16 protein-coding genes are annotated in these 16443 nt (G+C 67.3%); 10 read left to right on the forward strand and 6 right to left on the reverse strand.

What is annotated here, in order from left to right; translation table 11 throughout:
* Positions 1-14: 14 nt before the first annotated feature.
* Both ACQY39_RS17005 and ACQY39_RS17010 read left to right on the forward strand, forming a co-directional pair.
* Positions 15-266 (forward strand): DUF1653 domain-containing protein, encoded by a 252-nt coding sequence (locus ACQY39_RS17005; RefSeq protein WP_428508191.1) that lies wholly within the window; start codon positions 15-17, stop codon positions 264-266.
* Complete coding sequence (locus ACQY39_RS17010) at positions 266-925, forward strand: DUF1345 domain-containing protein (protein WP_428508193.1); 660 nt, start codon at positions 266-268, stop codon at positions 923-925. The genes ACQY39_RS17005 and ACQY39_RS17010 overlap by 1 nt, the downstream gene beginning before the upstream one ends.
* 4 nt (positions 926-929) lie before the next feature.
* Here the strand turns inward: ACQY39_RS17010 and purN are convergent, their stop codons facing one another.
* Positions 930-1580 carry a phosphoribosylglycinamide formyltransferase gene (purN, locus tag ACQY39_RS17015; protein WP_428508195.1) on the reverse strand — a complete coding sequence of 217 codons (651 nt, stop codon included), beginning with the start codon at positions 1578-1580 and terminating at the stop codon, positions 930-932.
* 119 nt (positions 1581-1699) lie between these two features.
* Here purN and trpS point away from each other — a divergent pair, with 119 nt between their 5' ends.
* The 3 genes from trpS to ACQY39_RS17030 are packed head-to-tail and all read left to right on the forward strand — an operon-like array spanning position 1700 to position 4554.
* Positions 1700-2692: a tryptophan--tRNA ligase gene (gene trpS, locus ACQY39_RS17020; protein WP_428510868.1), complete on the forward strand. Its 993-nt coding sequence runs from the start codon at positions 1700-1702 to the stop codon at positions 2690-2692.
* 6 nt (positions 2693-2698) lie between these two features.
* Positions 2699-3142, forward strand: a complete 444-nt coding sequence (locus ACQY39_RS17025) for a DUF3717 domain-containing protein (RefSeq protein ID WP_428508197.1) — start codon at positions 2699-2701, stop codon at positions 3140-3142.
* Positions 3139-4554, forward strand: coding sequence for an MATE family efflux transporter (locus ACQY39_RS17030; protein WP_428508199.1), 1416 nt, complete (start codon positions 3139-3141; stop codon positions 4552-4554). Before ACQY39_RS17025 ends, ACQY39_RS17030 begins: the two co-directional genes overlap by 4 nt.
* Here ACQY39_RS17030 and ACQY39_RS17035 read toward each other — a convergent pair.
* From ACQY39_RS17035 to ettA, 5 genes are all read right to left on the reverse strand, one after another.
* The gene (locus tag ACQY39_RS17035) at positions 4529-5587 is read right to left on the reverse strand and encodes a HAMP domain-containing sensor histidine kinase (protein WP_428508201.1); all 1059 of its coding nucleotides are present in this window, start codon (positions 5585-5587) and stop codon (positions 4529-4531) included. The genes ACQY39_RS17030 and ACQY39_RS17035 overlap by 26 nt on opposite strands.
* Positions 5548-5913 (reverse strand): hypothetical protein, encoded by a 366-nt coding sequence (locus ACQY39_RS17040; RefSeq protein ID WP_428508203.1) that lies wholly within the window; start codon positions 5911-5913, stop codon positions 5548-5550. Before ACQY39_RS17040 ends, ACQY39_RS17035 begins: the two co-directional genes overlap by 40 nt.
* Before the next feature lie 26 nt (positions 5914-5939).
* Positions 5940-6653 carry a response regulator gene (locus ACQY39_RS17045; RefSeq protein WP_263520485.1) on the reverse strand — a complete coding sequence of 238 codons (714 nt, stop codon included), beginning with the start codon at positions 6651-6653 and terminating at the stop codon, positions 5940-5942.
* Positions 6654-6753: 100 nt separating this feature from the next.
* Entirely contained in the window at positions 6754-7242 is a 489-nt protein-coding gene (locus ACQY39_RS17050; protein ID WP_428508205.1) for a Spy/CpxP family protein refolding chaperone, read from the reverse strand.
* A 174-nt stretch (positions 7243-7416) separates the two neighbouring features.
* On the reverse strand, positions 7417-9081 hold the full coding sequence (gene ettA, locus ACQY39_RS17055) for an energy-dependent translational throttle protein EttA (RefSeq protein ID WP_428508207.1): 1665 nt from the start codon (positions 9079-9081) through the stop codon (positions 7417-7419).
* A gap of 366 nt (positions 9082-9447) precedes the next feature.
* Here ettA and ACQY39_RS17060 point away from each other — a divergent pair, with 366 nt between their 5' ends.
* The 5 genes from ACQY39_RS17060 to mnmC all read left to right on the forward strand — a co-directional run bounded on the left by ACQY39_RS17060 (position 9448) and on the right by mnmC (position 16332).
* Positions 9448-10944 carry a DEAD/DEAH box helicase gene (locus tag ACQY39_RS17060; protein WP_428508209.1) on the forward strand — a complete coding sequence of 499 codons (1497 nt, stop codon included), beginning with the start codon at positions 9448-9450 and terminating at the stop codon, positions 10942-10944.
* Between the two features lie 114 nt (positions 10945-11058).
* Positions 11059-11730 carry an NAD(P)H-binding protein gene (locus ACQY39_RS17065; protein ID WP_428508211.1) on the forward strand — a complete coding sequence of 224 codons (672 nt, stop codon included), beginning with the start codon at positions 11059-11061 and terminating at the stop codon, positions 11728-11730.
* A complete protein-coding gene (locus tag ACQY39_RS17070) occupies positions 11727-13100 on the forward strand; it encodes an MBL fold metallo-hydrolase RNA specificity domain-containing protein (protein WP_428508213.1) in 1374 nt (457 codons plus the stop codon). Before ACQY39_RS17065 ends, ACQY39_RS17070 begins: the two co-directional genes overlap by 4 nt.
* Positions 13097-14398, forward strand: a complete 1302-nt coding sequence (locus tag ACQY39_RS17075) for an MgtC/SapB family protein (protein ID WP_428508215.1) — start codon at positions 13097-13099, stop codon at positions 14396-14398. Before ACQY39_RS17070 ends, ACQY39_RS17075 begins: the two co-directional genes overlap by 4 nt.
* 2 nt (positions 14399-14400) lie before the next feature.
* Positions 14401-16332, forward strand: coding sequence for an FAD-dependent 5-carboxymethylaminomethyl-2-thiouridine(34) oxidoreductase MnmC (gene mnmC / locus ACQY39_RS17080; RefSeq protein ID WP_428508217.1), 1932 nt, complete (start codon positions 14401-14403; stop codon positions 16330-16332).
* Positions 16333-16443 lie beyond the last annotated feature (111 nt).

Consider the following 16443-nt stretch of genomic DNA (forward strand, 5'->3'; position numbering starts at 1 on the left):
TTGCCGCCCCTGACATGAGTGCCGACGATCTGCCCCCACTGCCCGCCACACCGCTGGGCCGCTACCGCCATTACAAGGGAGGCGAATACGAAGTGATTGGCACCGCCAGGCATAGCGAGACGCTGGAACCCTTGGTGGTCTACCGCCCGCTGTACAACGCCACCGGCCTGTGGGTGCGCCCACACGCCATGTTCTTCGGCAGCCTGGAAGTGGACGGGGTGGTGACGACGCGCTTCAGCGCCATCGACGACGCGCCGGCACCCTGATGATGCGCGCGCCCCGCTGGCTGCAACAGCTGCGCCTGCGCCCGCGCCTTTTGCTGGCCCTGGGTCTGGGCGTGCTGGTCGGCCTCGCCTGCCCTTCGCACTGGAGCTTGTCTGCGCGCCTGCTCTGCGGCTGGAATGCTGGTGTCTGGTTCTATTTGCTGGCGGTGCTGCACATGATGCTGGCCGCCGACCACGAGCATGTGCAGCGCAAAAGCGTGGCGCAGGCGGACGGCGTGGCCGCCGTGCTGCTGCTGGCGGCGGCCGGCGCGCTGGCCAGCCTGGCGGCTATCGCCCTGGAGCTGAGACAACCGGCCGGCCCGCCAGGCGCCACCTTGGCACTGGCCTTGTTGACGGTGGCGGGCAGCTGGCTGCTGCTGCCGGTCGAGTTCGCCCTGGCCTATGCCAGCCTCTACCACCGCAACACGGGGCAGGACAAAGGACCGCACGGCCTGGAGTTTCCTGGCCTGAAAGGTCTACCGGACTACACCGACTTCATGTACTTCGCGGTCACCCTAGCCGCAACCTCGCAGACCTCGGATGTGGCGGTCAGCGCCCGGCCCATGCGGCGCTTGGTCTTGCTGCACGCCCTGCTGTCCTTCATGTTCAACACCGGGGTGCTGGCGCTCTTGATCAATATCCTGGCCGGCATGATCCGCTGAAGGTTCAGCTGAACGACTGACTCGCCCCGCTGAGTTGCTCGACTCGGCCATCGACCCGGCGCAGCTGGCCTTCGACAAACCAGCGCACGGCCTGCGGGTACATGCGGTGCTCCAGCTTGAGCACGCGGGCCGACAGCGTGCCTTCATCATCACCCGGCAGCACCGGCGCCACAGCCTGGGCGACGATGGCGCCGTGGTCGAGCTCGGCGGTCACGAAATGCACGGTGGCGCCGACGAATTTGCAGCCCATCTCCAAGGCCCGTGCGTGCGTGTGCAGGCCGGTGAAGGCCGGCAGCAGCGAGGGGTGGATGTTGAGCATGCGTTCGGCAAAGTGGGCGGTGAAGGCCGGGGTCAAGATGCGCATGAAGCCCGCCAGCACCACCAGATCGGGCGCAAAACCATCGATCACGCGCTGCAGTTCGGCATCAAAAGCCTCGCGGGCCTGCTGTGCATCCATGCCGGGCTGGCGAAAAGCCTTGTGGTCAACCACGGCCGTGGCAATGCCGTGCTCGGCCGCAAAGTTCAGGCCGGCGGCATCAGGCTTGTTGCTGATCACGGCGGCGATCTGGGCTGGCCAGCCCTCGGCGGCACAGGCGCGCACGATGGCCTCCATATTGGAGCCACGGCCGGAGATCAGGATGACGATGCGTTTCATGGGGCGGCAGTGTAGCTGCCTACAATGCCCGACCTGATCTTTGCTGCGGCCCGCCGATGAGCTCCCTGCCTACTCCCGAACCGACTTCTGCCGCCGCACGCCCGCGCGTGCTCTCGGGCATGCGCCCGACCGGTGCCTTGCACCTGGGCCACTACCACGGCGCGCTGAAGAACTGGGTTCGCCTGCAGAGCACACACGATTGTTTCTTCTTCGTCGCCGACTGGCATGCCCTGACCACCCAGTACCAGGACCGTCAGAACCGCAACAGCATCGAACGCAACGTCTACGACATGGTGGTCGACTGGCTGGCCGCCGGCATCGACCCCGAGAAGGCCACGCTCTTCATCCAAAGCCGCATGCCCGAGCATGCGGAGCTCTTCACCCTGCTGGCCATGAGCACGCCCACCTCCTGGCTGGAGCGCATTCCCAGCTACAAGGACGCGGTCGAGAAGCAACGCGCAAGCAGCACCCCGGGTGAAGGCGCCACCTACGGCTTCCTCGGCTACCCGCTGCTGCAGGCCGCCGACATCCTGATCTACAAGGCTGGCTTTGTGCCGGTCGGCGAAGACCAGACAGCCCATGTGGAAGTCACTCGCGAGGTGGCCCGCCGCTTCAACCGCATCTACAGCCCGGATTCGCCCATCCTGCCCGAGCCGCAAGAGCTGCTGACCGAGACCGCACGCCTGCCCGGCCTGGACGGCCAGAAGATGAGCAAGAGCTACAACAACGCCGTGGCCATGCGCGATGCGCCCGAGGTGGTGGACGAGAAGATCCGCACCATGCCCACCGACCCGCAGCGCGTGCGCCGCAGCGACGCCGGCGAACCCAGCCGCTGCCCGGTCTGGCCCCTGCACCAGCTCTACTGCGACGAGTCCACTCGCGCTTGGGCGGCCGAGGGCTGCCGCTCGGCCAGCATCGGCTGCCTGGACTGCAAAAAGCCTTTGATCGAGGCCATCCAGAAAGAGCAAGCGCCTTGGCGCGAGCGGGCCAATGAATACCTGGCCAACCCCAAGCAGGTGCAATGGATTGTCGAGGTCGGCACCGAGCGTGCCCGCGCCGTCGCCCGCAAGACCTTGCGGGAAGTCCGCACCGCCATGGGCCTGGCCTACTGAACCTGCATGAGCGGCATCCACATCACCGACATCGAAGCCGCCATCAACTGGTGGCGCGAGCGTCACCCGTCGACCGACGGCCTGAGCGCCTGCCCCGAGGTGCAAGCCCTGGCCGAGGTCTACGGCCTGCTGGTCTACCACCGCGACCATGAATGTGACGAGGACAGCATGCCTGCAGTCGCCAAGGCCGCCTGGCTGCGCTGGTACGACAGCACACCCGACGCGCCCTGTATCGCCATCTGCTCCACCAGCCAGGGCGACGCCCTGTGCAAAGGCTGCGGCCGCACGTTTGACGAGGTGCAGCACTGGCCGGTGATGACGCCGGCCGAGAAGCGCATCACCTGGCGCCGCATCACCCAGGAAGGCACGGCTTGGCGCTTCAACCGCTATGCCGAGCGTGCGCGCGAGTTCAGCGGCACTGACCACCCGCAGAACAAACCAGCAGCATGAGCAGCAGCCATCTGGAAAGCCTGCGCCGCATCGCGCCGCTGGCCTGGCCGGTGCTGGTCGGGCAACTGGCTGTGCTGGCCTTCAGCACCATCGACACCGTGCTGGTGGCCCGTTACTCGGCCGTCGACCTGGCCGCGCTGGCCGTGGGCAGCGCGATCTTCATCACCGTCTTCGTGGGCTTGATGGGCGTGGTGCTGGCGATCTCACCCATCGTCGGCCGCCTGTTCGGCGCCGGCCAGATGCGGGAAGCTGGGGCGCAGTTGCATCAGACGCTGTGGCTCTGCCTCGGATTGATGGTCCTGGGCAGCCTGATCCTGCTGCTGCCCGAGCCCTTTCTGGCGGTGTCGCAGGCCAGCCCCGAGGTTGAGGCCAAGGTACGCCATTACTTGATAGCCCTGGCCGCCAGCCTGCCGGCCACGCTGTTCTTTACCGCCTTCCGCGGCTTCAATGTGGCGGTGTCTCGGCCCAAGGCGGTGATGGCCTTGCAGGTCGGCGGCCTGCTGCTCAAGCTGCCGCTGAGCCTCTTGCTCATTCAAGGCTTTGCGCTCGGACCCTGGCAGGTGCCGGCCTTGGGCGCCCTGGGTTGTGGCATTGCCACGGCGATCGCCATGTGGGCCCAGGCCGCCATCGCCTTCGCTTGGATGCGGCGCGACCCGTTTTACGAGCCCTTCGGCCTGCGCCGCGGCGGCCTGCAAGCGCCCCACTGGCCCGACATCCGCGCCCTGCTCAAGCTGGGCGTGCCCATGGGCGGTTCCATCCTGATCGAGGTGACCGGCTTCACCTTCATGGCCATCTTCATTGCCCGACTGGGCGCAACGCCCGTGGCCGGCCACCAGCTGGCCGTCAATCTGATCAGCCTGATGTTCATGCTGCCCCTGGCCCTGGCCAATGCGACCGGCACCCTGGTGGCGCAGTCGGTCGGCGCCCATGACCCGGCCGGCGCTCGGCGCTTGGGCTGGCATGGCCTGGAGATCGGCTTGGCCGCGTCCTTCCTGATCGGCGCCTTGGTGTTTTTTGCACGCGAGGCGGTGCTGGGTCTCTACACCAGCGACCCGGTGATCCTGGGCGCCGCCCTGCCCTTGCTGCTCTGGGTCTGGCTTTTTCACGTGGCTGATGCCGGGCAGACCCTGGCAGCATTCGTGCTTCGCGCCCACCACATCGCCACCGCGCCCATGATCATTTACGCGCTGGCGATCTGGGGTGTGGGCCTGGGTGGCGGCTATTGGCTGGCCTTCGGCCACAGCCCCTCAGTTCCGGCCGAGTTTCAAGGTGCGCGCGGCTTCTGGTCAGCCGCTACCGCGGGCCTGGTGCTGGCGGCCGTGGGATTGAGCACCTTCCTGGCCTGGGTGCACCGCCAGGAAGAACGCGAGCAGGCCGCCGCTGCCCTCAGTTCGCCGCGGTCGGCAGGCTGAAGACAAACACGCTGCCTCCGCCGGGCCGCGCTTCGCAACGCACCTGGCCTTGGTGGCGCAGCGCAATCTGCTTGACCAGGCTCAGGCCGAGCCCCACTCCTCCGGCCTGTTCGGCGTGGCCGGGGAGGCGGAAAAATGCTTCGAAGATCCTCTCCCGCATGGCCTCGGGCACGCCGGGGCCGCGGTCGCTGACGCGCAACTCGGCCTCGCCTTCGTTGCCTCGCGCGAGCTCCAGCAAAAGCTCCTGCCCGCCGTAGCGCTTGCCGTTTTCCAGCAGATTGCGCAGGGCACGACGCAACAGGCGCTCGTCTCCGGGCACGACCAGTTCGGTCAAGCCTGCAGCGGGCTGAAAGTCCGCCGCGCTGCGCGCCGCCTCTTCAGCCGCCAGCCCCATCAGGTCGACCTTGAACTCATGCTCCGCCGGCGTCGCCGCGCGGGCCGCCGCTTCCAGGCGGCTGGCCAGCAACACCTCTTCGACCAGGGCGTCCAGCTCTGAAATATTGGTATGGATCTCGGCTTGCAGGCGCACACGCTGCTCCGGGCCGGCGTTGTCCAGCATGGAAAAGGCCATCTTCAGCCGCGCCAGGGGCGAGCGCAGCTCATGGCTGGCATTGGCCAACAGCGACTGCTGAGAGCGCAGCAAGGTCTCGATCTGGGCCGCCGCGCGGTTGAAACTACCGGCCAACGCCGCGACCTCGTCGCTGCCGCTGTCGTCGACCCGCTGCGTCAGCTGGCCCGAACCGAACTGCTCGACACCGGCCTTCAGACTCTCCAGACGCCGGGTCAGTCGTCGCACCACCGGGTAGGCCCCGAGGGCGACGCCAAAGAACAGCAGCACCAACAAGACCAACAGGACCTGACCGTTGGGACGAGGCCCAAGGAAAGGCAGACCCCAGGGCAAGGGGGCGTTGTCTCCGCGTTTGAAGAAGGGCCGGTCTGGCCCCGGACCACCGCCCAAGCGTGCGCCTGGCCCCATGCGAAAGCCACCGCGCATCACCAGGAGACTGCGGCGATCTTCCAAAGGCACACGCACGCTGGGCGGCCCCCCATGGTTTCGCGCTCGATGAATTCTTCGGAGGCGGCAATACGTTCGCCTCGCTCATCAATCAGGGCGATGGCCATATGCAGGCGCTGCCCCCATTCCTGCAAAGCCTCGGCTTGCTCGGAGCGGGGTGCCGTAGCGGGCGGCAGGGAGCCATGAATCAGTTCGGCAATCGCCAACACGCGCTCGTTGGCGGAGGACTCAAAACTGCCACGCTCCTGCTCGAAATGGCGCTGGAACAACCAGGCCGAGCCGAAAGCAAAGGCCAGCAGCACGACCACCAAGGTCAGGTAGATGCGCAGGTACAGCGACTTCATCTCAGATGCCCCAGCGGCATCGCGCCTCAATGGCCATGGTCGGCGTCCTGCTTGCGGGCAAACACATAGCCGGCACCGCGCACGGTCAACACCCGGCGTGGGGTCTTGGGATCCTCTTCGATCAGCGCGCGGATGCGCGAGATGTGAACATCGATCGAGCGGTCAAAGGCATCGAGCGGATGGCCTTTGAGCGCGTCCATGATTTGGTCGCGCGAGAGCACGCGGCCTGGGCTTTGCGCCAGCACCACCAGCAAGTCGAACTGATGGCCGGTGAAATCAAGCGGCTTGCCGTCCAAGCGCGCCATGCGTGCGGCCAGATCAATCTCCAGGCGTCCAAAGCGCAGCACATCATCGGCCGGCGCCTCGGGTTCGGCGCGGCGCAGCAAAGCCTTGATGCGGGCTTGCAGCTCACGCGGTTCGAAAGGCTTGGCCAGGTAATCGTCGGCGCCCAGTTCCAGACCCAGGATGCGATCCATGGGTTCACCACGCGCCGAGAGCATGAGCACAGGCAGGCGGCGCGTGAGCGCATCGCTGCGCAATTCACGGCAGAAATCCAGGCCGTCACCGTCAGGCAGCATCAGGTCCAGCACCAGCAGGTCAAAGGCCTGCTCGGCCAAGGCGGCGCGGCCGGCGGCCAGGGAAGCCGCAAGGGTCACCTCGAAACCGGCCGCACTCAGGTAGTCGCACAACATGGCCGTGAGCCGGGTGTCGTCGTCAATCAGCAGCAGTCTGGAACTCATGGCGGATGCAAAAGGGAAAGTGGCCGAGACCGTTCGCCGGCCTCGTCGCGGCGCAGCTTCAATGTGCGCGACGCCACTGAGCATAAACGAGCGCGGCAACTCAGCTGCCATGCTTGCCGCCGCGCATCTCCTGGTGCTTGGCCATGCGGGCCTGCATCTTCTTCATGCGCTCGGCCATCTTGGCACGCTGCTCCGGGGTCAACACCCGGGCGGCGTCCACCATGGCCTGGCTCATGCGCTTGCTGATCACGTCATGGTGAGCGCTCATCTGCAGGCGCAGGGCCTCGATGGCAGCGGCATCGACATTTGGCGCGGCGAACAGGGTCTGCGCCTGATCGCGCAGCTTGCGGGCGGTCTCGTGCTCGGCCTTCATGTCCGCCCGGGCGGCATCCATGATCTGCTTGATCTGGCTGCGCTGCGCATCGCTCGCGTCCACCATGTCCAGCACATGACCGCCGCCCATGGCCATCATCTCGTGGCCACCACGGTGACCCATGGGACCCTGGGCCTGCGCCTGCAGGCCGGCGAGCGACAAGCTGGCTGCCACGGCGCCGAGGGCGAACAACTTCTTCAGATTCAGCTGGGACATGACAGATCTCCGTCGGGGTTGGGGTGAATGAATCTTCAGCCCCGCACGTAAGCCTGCTGTGCCCCGGCAGTAAAGATCTGTGAATGCCCGGCGCCAATGAAAAGAGCGCCCACAGGCGCTCTTTCGCTCATCCGAAAACACCCTCCTGCTTGCACAGAACGGTGGCTGGCGGCATCACTTGATCGGCTTGAAGCGCATGCGCTTGGGGCGCGCGCCTTCTTCGCCCAGGCGCTTCTTCTTATCGGCTTCGTACTCATGGAAGTTGCCGTCGAAGAAGAACCACTGCGAATTGCCTTCGCAGGCCAGGATGTGGGTGCAGATGCGGTCCAGGAACCAGCGATCATGGGAGATCACCATGGCCGAGCCGGCGAACTCCAGCAGCGCCTCTTCCAGTGCGCGCAGGGTTTCGACGTCCAGGTCGTTCGACGGTTCGTCAAGCATCAGCACGTTGCCGCCCTGGGCCAGGGTCTTGGCCAGGTGCAGGCGGCCGCGTTCACCGCCGGAGAGGCTGCCGACCAGCTTCTGCTGGTCATTGCCCTTGAAGTTGAAGCGGCCCAGATAGGCGCGGCTGGGCATCACGAACTTGCCGACCGTGATGTTGTCCAGGCCACCCGACACGTCTTGCCACACGGTCTTGTCGGCTTCCAGGCTGGCGCGGCTCTGGTCCACAAAAGCCATCTTGGCGGTCTTGCCGATCTTGACGGTGCCGCTGTCTGGGGTCTCGGTGCCTTGCAGCATGCGGAACAGCGTCGACTTACCGGCGCCGTTGGGGCCGATGATGCCGACGATGGCGCCGGCCGGCACCTTGAAGCTCAGGTTGTCGATCAGCACGCGGTCGCCAAAGCTCTTTGACACACCCTCGAACTCGATCACCTCATTGCCCAGGCGCTCGGCCACGGGGATGAAGATTTCGTTGGTGACATTGCGCTGCTGGTATTCGACGTCCGACAGCTCCTCGAAGCGGGCCAGACGCGCCTTGCTCTTGGCCTGACGGCCCTTGGCATTCGAGCGCACCCACTTCAACTCTTCCTTCATCGCCTTCATGCGGGCGTCTTCGGACTTCTGCTCACCTTCCAGGCGCTTTTCCTTCTGGTCCAGCCAGTCGGAGTAGTTGCCCTTCCAAGGAATGCCGTGGCCGCGGTCCAGTTCCAGAATCCACTCAGCGGCGTTGTCCAGGAAGTAGCGATCGTGGGTGATGGCCACCACGGTGCCGGGGAAACGCTGCAGGAACTGCTCCAGCCACTCGACCGATTCGGCGTCCAAGTGGTTGGTCGGCTCGTCGAGCAGCAGCATGTCGGGCTTGCTCAGCAGCAGGCGGCACAAGGCCACGCGGCGCTTCTCGCCACCGGACAGCACGCCGATCACGGCGTCCCATGGCGGCAGGTTCAGTGCGTCGGCGGCCAACTCCAGCTGCAGATCGGTGTTTTCGCTGCCGGCGGCGGCGATGATGGACTCCAACTCACCCTGCTCGGCAGCCAGCGCGTCGAAGTCAGCGTCTTCTTCGGCATAGGCGGCATAGACCTCGTCCAGGCGCTTCTTCGCGGCCAGCACGCCGCCGATGCCCTCTTCGACCGCTTCACGCACGGTCTGGGTTTCGTTCAGGCGCGGTTCCTGCTCCAGGTAACCGATCTTGATGCCGGGCATGGCGATGGCTTCGCCTTCGTACTCCTTGTCCACGCCAGCCATGATCTTCAAGATGGTGGACTTGCCCGAACCGTTCACACCCAGCACGCCGATCTTGGCGCCGGGGAAGAAGGACAGGGAAATGTCCTTGAGGATGTGGCGTTTCGGGGGAACCGTCTTGTTGACGCGGTTCATGGAAAAGACATATTGCGCCATGGCGTGATTCCTGGAGAGTGCGGGTTCGGTACGAAGTGCTGAGAGCGCGGGGCCAGCCCGTAAGTTGACCGGGCCGCAGGGACGCGGGCCGGGCGTGGCGCCAAACCGCACATTGTCGCAGCATCTGCGGCACGGTCGACGCGGGCCTGCGTCACAAGATCACGGCTCATGGCCCGCCCCACAGGGAGAAACCCGGCCGCGCCACCCTGGCCGGCTATACTGCGAGCTGTCGCCACGGCTACCAGTCTTGCCGTGGCGTTCATTTTTTTGAGCTCCAGCGCCCCTCCTTTTCGCAGGCTCGAAGACTGGCGATGCACCCCGTGCACGCGGCCCAGCACCCGATGAGTTGCGCTCAACAAGCAATCAATGACATTTGAATCTTTGGGCCTTGCCGCGCCCCTGCTGAAGGCCATCGCCGACGCCGGCTACACCACCCCCACCCCGATCCAAGCACAAGCGATCCCCGCCGTCATGCAAGGCGGCGACCTGATGGCCGGCGCCCAGACCGGCACCGGCAAGACCGCCGGCTTCACCCTGCCCCTGCTGCACCGCCTGAGCGAAGGCGCGCCAGTGCTGAACAAGCGCGGCAAGCCCGCCATCCGCGCCCTGGTGCTGACCCCCACCCGCGAACTTGCGGCCCAGGTCGAAGAAAGCGTCAAGACCTACGGCAAGTACCTGCCACTGAAGAGCATGGTCATGTTCGGCGGCGTGGGCATGCAGCCGCAGATCAACCGTCTGCGTGACGGCGTCGACATCCTGGTGGCCACCCCCGGCCGCCTGCTCGACCATGCGCAGCAAGGCACGCTGGACCTCTCGCAAGTGCAGATCCTGGTGCTGGACGAAGCCGACCGCATGCTGGACATGGGCTTTGTGCATGACATCAAGAAGGTGCTGGCACTGCTGCCCGCGAAGAAGCAGTCGCTGCTGTTCAGCGCCACCTTCAGCGATGACATCAAGAACCTGGCCGACCGCCTGCTGAACCAGCCCGCCCTGATCGAAGTGGCCCGTCGCAACCAGACCAATGAGTCGATTGCGCAAAAGGTCCACCCGGTCGGCCGCGAGCGCAAGAAGGAACTGCTGGTCCACCTGATCAAGGGCGGCCTGGACGGTGCGCCTTGGCACCAGGTGCTGGTCTTCACGCGCATGAAGCATGGCGCCAACCGCCTGACCGACTACCTGAATGACCAGGGCATCAGCGCCATGGCCATCCACGGCAACAAGAGCCAAGGTGCACGCACCAAGGCCCTGGCCGACTTCAAGAGTGGCGAGCTGACCTGCCTGGTGGCGACCGACATCGCCGCGCGCGGTATCGACATCGACCAGCTGCCCCACGTCGTCAACTACGAACTGCCCAATGTCCCCGAGGACTATGTGCACCGCATCGGCCGCACCGGCCGCGCCGGCGCCCAGGGCGAGGCGGTCAGCCTGGTCTGCGTGGACGAGAACGGCTTCCTGCGCGAGATCGAAAAGCTGATCAAGCGCGAGATCCCCAAGGAAATCGTGGCCGGCTTCGCACCCGACCCGAGCGAGCGCCCCGAGCCCATCGTGCTGGGCCGCATGATCCTGAACACCAACGGCAGCCGCTCCGGCGGCGGTGGCCGTGGCGGCAACTCGCGCGGCGGCGGTGGTGGCGGTGGCCGCCCCGGCGCACGCCCCGGTGGCGCACCGGGCCAGAGCCGTGACGGCGGCGCCCCGCGCTCGGCCGCGCCGCAAGGTCGCTCCGGCGGTGGCGGCGGCGGCGGTGGACGTCCTTCGGCAGGCCGCCCGGCCGGCGGTAGCGGCGGTGGCCGTCCCCAAGGCGGTGGCGGTGGTGGTGGCGCAGGCCGCGGCCAAGGCTCACGCCTGACCAGCCCCAAGCGCTGAACACGTTTCAGCCCCGACCCAAGCCCGGCCCACGCCGGGCTTTTTTCATGGCCGCGCGGACGTAGGATGCAGGCCACGCCTATCGCAGATTGGAGTCATCGTTTGAGCCCACACATGCCCAAGGTCTGGATCGCCGGCGCCACCGGCCTGGTCGGCCGCGCGCTGCTGGCCGAGCTTTTGGCCCGGCCGCTGGAAGTCCACGCCCTGCTGCGACGCGATGCGCCGGAACTGGGCCGCCACGCGAACCTGCATCCCCAGCGCGTCAACTTTGGCCGCCCCGATCTGGGCCCGGCCCATATTCCGGCACCGGACGAGCTCTACATCACCCTCGGCACCACCATTGCTGCGGCGGGCTCACAAGAAGCCTTCCGCGAGGTGGACTTCGACGCTGTGCTCCACGTCGCCCGGGTCGCCCGGGCCGGTGGTGCGCGCCGCTGCGCCGTCGTCTCGGCCATGGGGGCCGACCCGAGCTCGCGGGTGTTCTACAACCGGGTAAAAGGTGAGATGGAGCAGGCCTTGATGGGCTTGCACTTCAAGCGCCTGGTGATCGCCCGCCCCGCCCTGCTGCTCGGCGAACGTGGCGGCCTGGGCCAGCCACACCGTGCCGGCGAGGCTTGGGGCCAGCGCTTGCTGCGCCCTTTGAGCCCCCTGCTGCCAGCACGCTGGCGGCCGATTCAAGCGGACACCGTGGCGCGTGCACTCACCCTTGCCCTGCATCAAGACGGGCCGGCCGTGCAGGTGCTGGAATCCGAAGCCTTGCAACACCTGGGAGCCTTGCCCACATGAAGCTGACCTTTCTCGGCGCCGCCGACTGCGTCACCGGTTCGCGCCATCTGCTGGAACTCGGCAAGCAGCGCCTGTTGCTCGATTGCGGCCTGTTCCAGGGCTTCAAGACCCTGCGCGAACGCAACTGGGCACCGCTGGGCGTGGCGGCCGCGAGCATCGATGCGGTGCTGCTCAGCCATGCCCATCTCGACCACAGCGGCTACATCCCGGCGCTGCGCCGCCAGGGTTTCCGGGGTCAGGTCTTTTCCACCTCGGCCACCAGGGACCTCTGCGAAGTGCTGCTGCTGGACAGCGCCCATCTGCAGGAAGAAGACGCACGCCAGGCCAACCGCCACGGCACCTCCAAGCACGAGAAAGCCCTGCCGCTCTACACCGTCAGCGAAACCAAGAAGGTGATCGAGCATTTCGTCGGCGTCCACCGCGACGGTCGCCTCAAGCTCGGCCAGGCCGAGATCCGCTTCACGCCGGTCGGCCACCTGCTGGGTGCCTGCGCCATCACGGTGCGCCATGGCGGCAAGACCCTGGTCTACAGTGGCGATGTCGGCCGCAGCAATGATTTGCTGATGCCGGCGCCGCAGCGCCTGGAAGAGGCCGATGTGCTGCTGATCGAGTCGACCTACGGCAACCGCCAGCACCCGCCCGAGGACGTGCAGGCACGCCTGGCGCAAGTCCTGCGCCAGACCTTCCAGCGCGGTGGCAGCGTGCTGCTGCCCAGCTTCGCGGTCGGCCGGGCGCAAGCCTTGTTGCTGGTGCTGCAGCGTCTGCGCGAAGCGGGCGAGTTGAGCCAGGACGTGCCCATCTACCTGGACAGCCCCATGGCCATCGAGGCCACCGAGCTGACCCTCAAGCACAAGAAGCTGCTGCGCATCTCCCCTTCCGACGCCCAGGGCTTGTGCGACGGTGTGACCGTCATCAGCAAATCGGCCGAGTCCATGAAGCTGGCGCGCAGCATGAGCAGCCCGCGCACCCGGCCTTCCATCATCATCTCGGCCAGTGGCATGGCCACCGGCGGCCGCGTGCTGAACCACATCGAGACCATGGCGCCGCAGGCCCGCCACCACATCGCCTTCCCGGGCTTCCAGGTCGGCGGCAGCCGCGGCGCCAAGATGGTGGCCGGTGAACGCCAGATCAAGCTGCATGGCCAGTATGTGCCGGTCAATGCCGAGATCAGCCACCTCGAAGGCTTCTCCGGCCATGCCGACGCCGACGGCCTGATGGCCTGGTTGCGCGGCTTCAAGCGCGCACCCGAACAGGTCTTCGTGGTGCACGGCGAACCGGGCGCCAGCGACGCCTTGCGCAGCCGCATTCAAGACGAACTCGGTTGGCACGTGCGCGTGCCGCAACATGGGGAAACGGTCGAGCTCGGATGAATCTGCTGGAACAAGCATTTGGCGCCCAGGCCGGCCTGGCCATGGGCTTGATGGCCGCCCTGGGCAGCGGGCTCTTGATCGGACTGGAGCGCGAGCGCCACAAGGGCCGCGGCCATGCCGGCGGCCGCGAGGCCGAGCCGGCCGGCCTGCGCACCTTCACCATCGCCGCCCTGTCCGGCGCGCTTGCCCATGGCCTGGCCGTGCCGGGCCTGGTGGCGGTGGGCGCGCTGGCGGTCACCGTACTGGCGGCCATGGCCTATTTCCGCAGCAGCGAGCGCGACCCAGGCTTGACCACGGAGATGGCTCTGCTGGCCACTTATTTGATCGGCGTGCTGTGCGTGCAGGCGCCGCTTCTGGGCGCGCCGGCTGCCGTGACCCTGACCGCCTTGCTCAGCGCCCGCACCGCCCTGCACCGCTTCGCCACCCGCATGCTGCGCGAAGAGGAGTTGCACGACGGTTTGCTGCTGGCCGCCCTGGCTTTGGTCGTGCTGCCCCTGATGCCGACCGAGCCCCTGCCCTGGCTGGCCGGGATGAAGGCACACACCTTGATGGGCCTGATGCTCTTGCTGCTGGGCCTGCAGGCTTTCGGTTATGTGGCATTGCGCCTGCTGGGTGCGCAGACCGGCCTGGCGCTTTCGGGCCTGATGTCGGGTCTGGTGTCCAGCACCGCCACCATCGCCGCCATGGGCCAGCGCGCGCGCGCCGAGCCGCCTCTGTTCCTGGCCTGTGCGGCCGGGGCCGTCATGTCCAGCGCGGCCACCTGGCTGCAAGCCAGCTTGATGCTGCTGGCTCTGGCGCCGCAGGCTGCCATGAGCTTTTTGCCCCTGGGCCTGGCCGGCATGTCCGTGGCCGGCGGCGCCGGCCTGCTGCTGGCTCGCCAGGCTCGACAGCAGGGCTCAGCCCCTTCGAGCGGCCGGACCGAGCAGCGCGGTGGCCCGCTGCGCCTCAAGGAAGCGGCCCTGATCGCCCTGCTGCTCAGCGGCGTCACTGTGGCGGTCAGCTGGGCCGAGCAGCGATTTGGCAGTTCGGGACTGCTGGGCGCCGTCGGCCTGACCGGCCTGGCCGATGCCCACGCCCCGGTGGCCTCGCTGGCTGGCCTGGTGCATGCCGGCCAGATCGACGCGCGCCTGATGTGCCAGGGCGTGCTGGTCGCCATCACCAGCAACAGTCTGACGCGCAGCCTGACCGCCTGGCTGGCCGGGGGCCCGCGATTTGCGCTGATCGTCAGCAGCGTGCTGTTCTCTTCCCTGGCGGTGGCCGCGGCCCTGCTGTGGCTGCTGCTGCCCACGTTCTCCTGACGATGACGAAGCAAGCCCGCTCTGCCGCCCTGCGACCCGCCCACATCGATTTCTCTGACCCAGGCGCACCGCTGGCGCCGGACTTCGGCGATGTCTATCACAGCCGCGCCGGCGCCCTGGCCCAGGCCCGCCATGTCTTTCTCGGCGCCAATGGCCTGCCCGACCGCTGGGGCGGGCGCGAGGAGTTCGTGATCCTGGAGACCGGCTTCGGTCTGGGCAACAACTTCCTGGCCACCTGGGAGGCCTGGCGCCAGGACCCGCAGCGCTGCGAGCGCCTGGTCTTCATCAGCATCGAGAAGCACCCCGTGCTGCGCGCGGACCTGGCTCGCGCCCATGTACAGAGCGAGCTGCCCGAGCAGGCGGCGGCGCTGCTGGCCGCCTGGCCTCCGCTGACGCCCGATCTGCACCGCCTCAGCTTCGAGCAAGGCCAGGTGCAGCTGCTGCTGTGCTTCGGGGACGCCCAGCACTGGCTGCGCGAACTGGTGGCCGAGGTCGATGCCTTCTACCTGGACGGTTTCAACCCACAGCAGAACCCGGAGATGTGGGACCGCCACCTGCTCAAGGCCCTGGGCCGCCATGCAGCCCCTGGCGCCACAGCCGGCAGCTGGAGCGTGGCGCCGCAGGTGCGCGAGGGCCTGGCGGCAGCCGGCTTCGAGGTCGAACGCCAGCGCGGCTTTGCCAACAAAGGCGGCATGTGCGTGGCCCACTACCTGCCACGCCATCAGCTGCACAAGCCGGCCGCCAGAGCCGCCCTGGCGCCGGGCGCGCGCACGGCCCTGGTGCTGGGCGCCGGTCTGGCCGGCGCAGCCTGCGCCTGGGCCCTGGCGCAGCGCGGCATCGCGTGCACGGTGATTGATGAGCATGGCGGGCCGGCCCAGGCCAGCTCGGGCAACCCGGCCGGCTTGTTCCACGGCACACTCAACCCCGACGATGGCATCCACGCTCGCTTCAATCGCGCCGCTGCCTTGGAGACCGAGCGGGTGCTGCGCAGTCTGCCCGATTTGCCCTGGCTGCAGCATGGCCTGCTGCGTCTGGAGACCCAGCGCAGTGCGGAACAGATGCGCGGCTTGCTTGGCTCGCTGGGCCTGCCCGCTGACTATGTGCAAGTGCTGGAACCGAGCGAGGCACGAGCACTCAGTGGCCTGGATCTCGGGCATCCGGCCTGGCTCTATCCTGGAGGCGGCGCCCTAGCCCCGCCAGCCTACGTCAACGCACTTCTGACCCAAAGCCGGGCACGACTGCAACTCAACAGCCCCGTGCATCGAGTCAGCCCCAACGAGCAGGGCTGGCAAATCTGGGGCCAGGACGATGAGCTTCTGGGAGAGGCAGGGCTGCTGGTCCTGGCCGGCGGCCACCGAGCGCAGGCCTTGCTGCAAGCGTGGGCGCCCGACTTACCCTTGCTTCAACTGCGCGGCCAGCTCAGCCATCTGGGTGCGCTGAAGCCCAACTGTCCCAGGCCCAAGCTGCCCGTAGCGGGTATCGGCTATGCAATCGCAGACACGGCTCAGGGCCTGTGGTGCGGAGCGACCAGCCAGGACGCAGATCAGGACACCGTGCTCAGGGAGTCTGACCACCAGCGCAACCTCAGCCAGTTTGCGGAACTTGCCGGTTTAAGCCCGGAGGCCGCCGCCCAGCTGATGGCCAGTGGCGGCCGCGTGGGCTGGCGCTTGGCTGCTGCGGATCGAATGCCTTTGGTGGGTGGGCTGCCCATGCCGACTGACGGGCCGATGCCGGAACAGCTCCGCTTTATGCCGCGGCGCCCGGCTCTGGGCGTGTGCATGGCCCTGGGCTCCCGAGGCATCACTTGGGCAGCTCTGTGCGCGCAGGTCTTGGCCGCCCAGGTCTGCGGTGCGCCCGTACCGCTGGAAGCCAGCCTGATCGACGCCATCGATCCGGCCCGGTTTGGATTGCGCCGGCACCGAGCGAAGGGCTGAGCGCCCGCCTGCGCCTGCCCGTCGGCCTGCGCGAGCACGGCGCGCTTTGCGCACATCAGACCGGGTCAGGGCTCAGGTGATGAAGCAACTGGCCGATAAGAACCTTAGCCC

It is taken from the genome of Roseateles sp. (genome assembly GCF_965262435.1).
GTDB lineage: Bacteria > Pseudomonadota > Gammaproteobacteria > Burkholderiales > Burkholderiaceae_C > Paucibacter_A.

What these genes read in the sequence shown, in the direction of transcription:
- ACQY39_RS17040 (WP_428508203.1), bottom strand. Translation starts at nt 5,913, where the DNA reads ATGAAGTCGCTGTACCTGCGCATCTACCTGACCTTGGTGGTCGTGCTG.
- ACQY39_RS17050 (WP_428508205.1), bottom strand. Translation starts at nt 7,242, where the DNA reads ATGTCCCAGCTGAATCTGAAGAAGTTGTTCGCCCTCGGCGCCGTGGCA.
- ACQY39_RS17060 (WP_428508209.1), top strand. Translation starts at nt 9,448, where the DNA reads ATGACATTTGAATCTTTGGGCCTTGCCGCGCCCCTGCTGAAGGCCATC.
- ACQY39_RS17030 (WP_428508199.1), top strand. Translation starts at nt 3,139, where the DNA reads ATGAGCAGCAGCCATCTGGAAAGCCTGCGCCGCATCGCGCCGCTGGCC.
- trpS (WP_428510868.1), top strand. Translation starts at nt 1,700, where the DNA reads ATGCGCCCGACCGGTGCCTTGCACCTGGGCCACTACCACGGCGCGCTG.
- ettA (WP_428508207.1), bottom strand. Translation starts at nt 9,081, where the DNA reads ATGGCGCAATATGTCTTTTCCATGAACCGCGTCAACAAGACGGTTCCC.
- ACQY39_RS17005 (WP_428508191.1), top strand. Translation starts at nt 15, where the DNA reads ATGAGTGCCGACGATCTGCCCCCACTGCCCGCCACACCGCTGGGCCGC.
- ACQY39_RS17045 (WP_263520485.1), bottom strand. Translation starts at nt 6,653, where the DNA reads ATGAGTTCCAGACTGCTGCTGATTGACGACGACACCCGGCTCACGGCC.
- ACQY39_RS17025 (WP_428508197.1), top strand. Translation starts at nt 2,699, where the DNA reads ATGAGCGGCATCCACATCACCGACATCGAAGCCGCCATCAACTGGTGG.
- ACQY39_RS17070 (WP_428508213.1), top strand. Translation starts at nt 11,727, where the DNA reads ATGAAGCTGACCTTTCTCGGCGCCGCCGACTGCGTCACCGGTTCGCGC.
- mnmC (WP_428508217.1), top strand. Translation starts at nt 14,401, where the DNA reads ATGACGAAGCAAGCCCGCTCTGCCGCCCTGCGACCCGCCCACATCGAT.
- purN (WP_428508195.1), bottom strand. Translation starts at nt 1,580, where the DNA reads ATGAAACGCATCGTCATCCTGATCTCCGGCCGTGGCTCCAATATGGAG.
- ACQY39_RS17010 (WP_428508193.1), top strand. Translation starts at nt 266, where the DNA reads ATGATGCGCGCGCCCCGCTGGCTGCAACAGCTGCGCCTGCGCCCGCGC.
- ACQY39_RS17075 (WP_428508215.1), top strand. Translation starts at nt 13,097, where the DNA reads ATGAATCTGCTGGAACAAGCATTTGGCGCCCAGGCCGGCCTGGCCATG.
- ACQY39_RS17065 (WP_428508211.1), top strand. Translation starts at nt 11,059, where the DNA reads ATGCCCAAGGTCTGGATCGCCGGCGCCACCGGCCTGGTCGGCCGCGCG.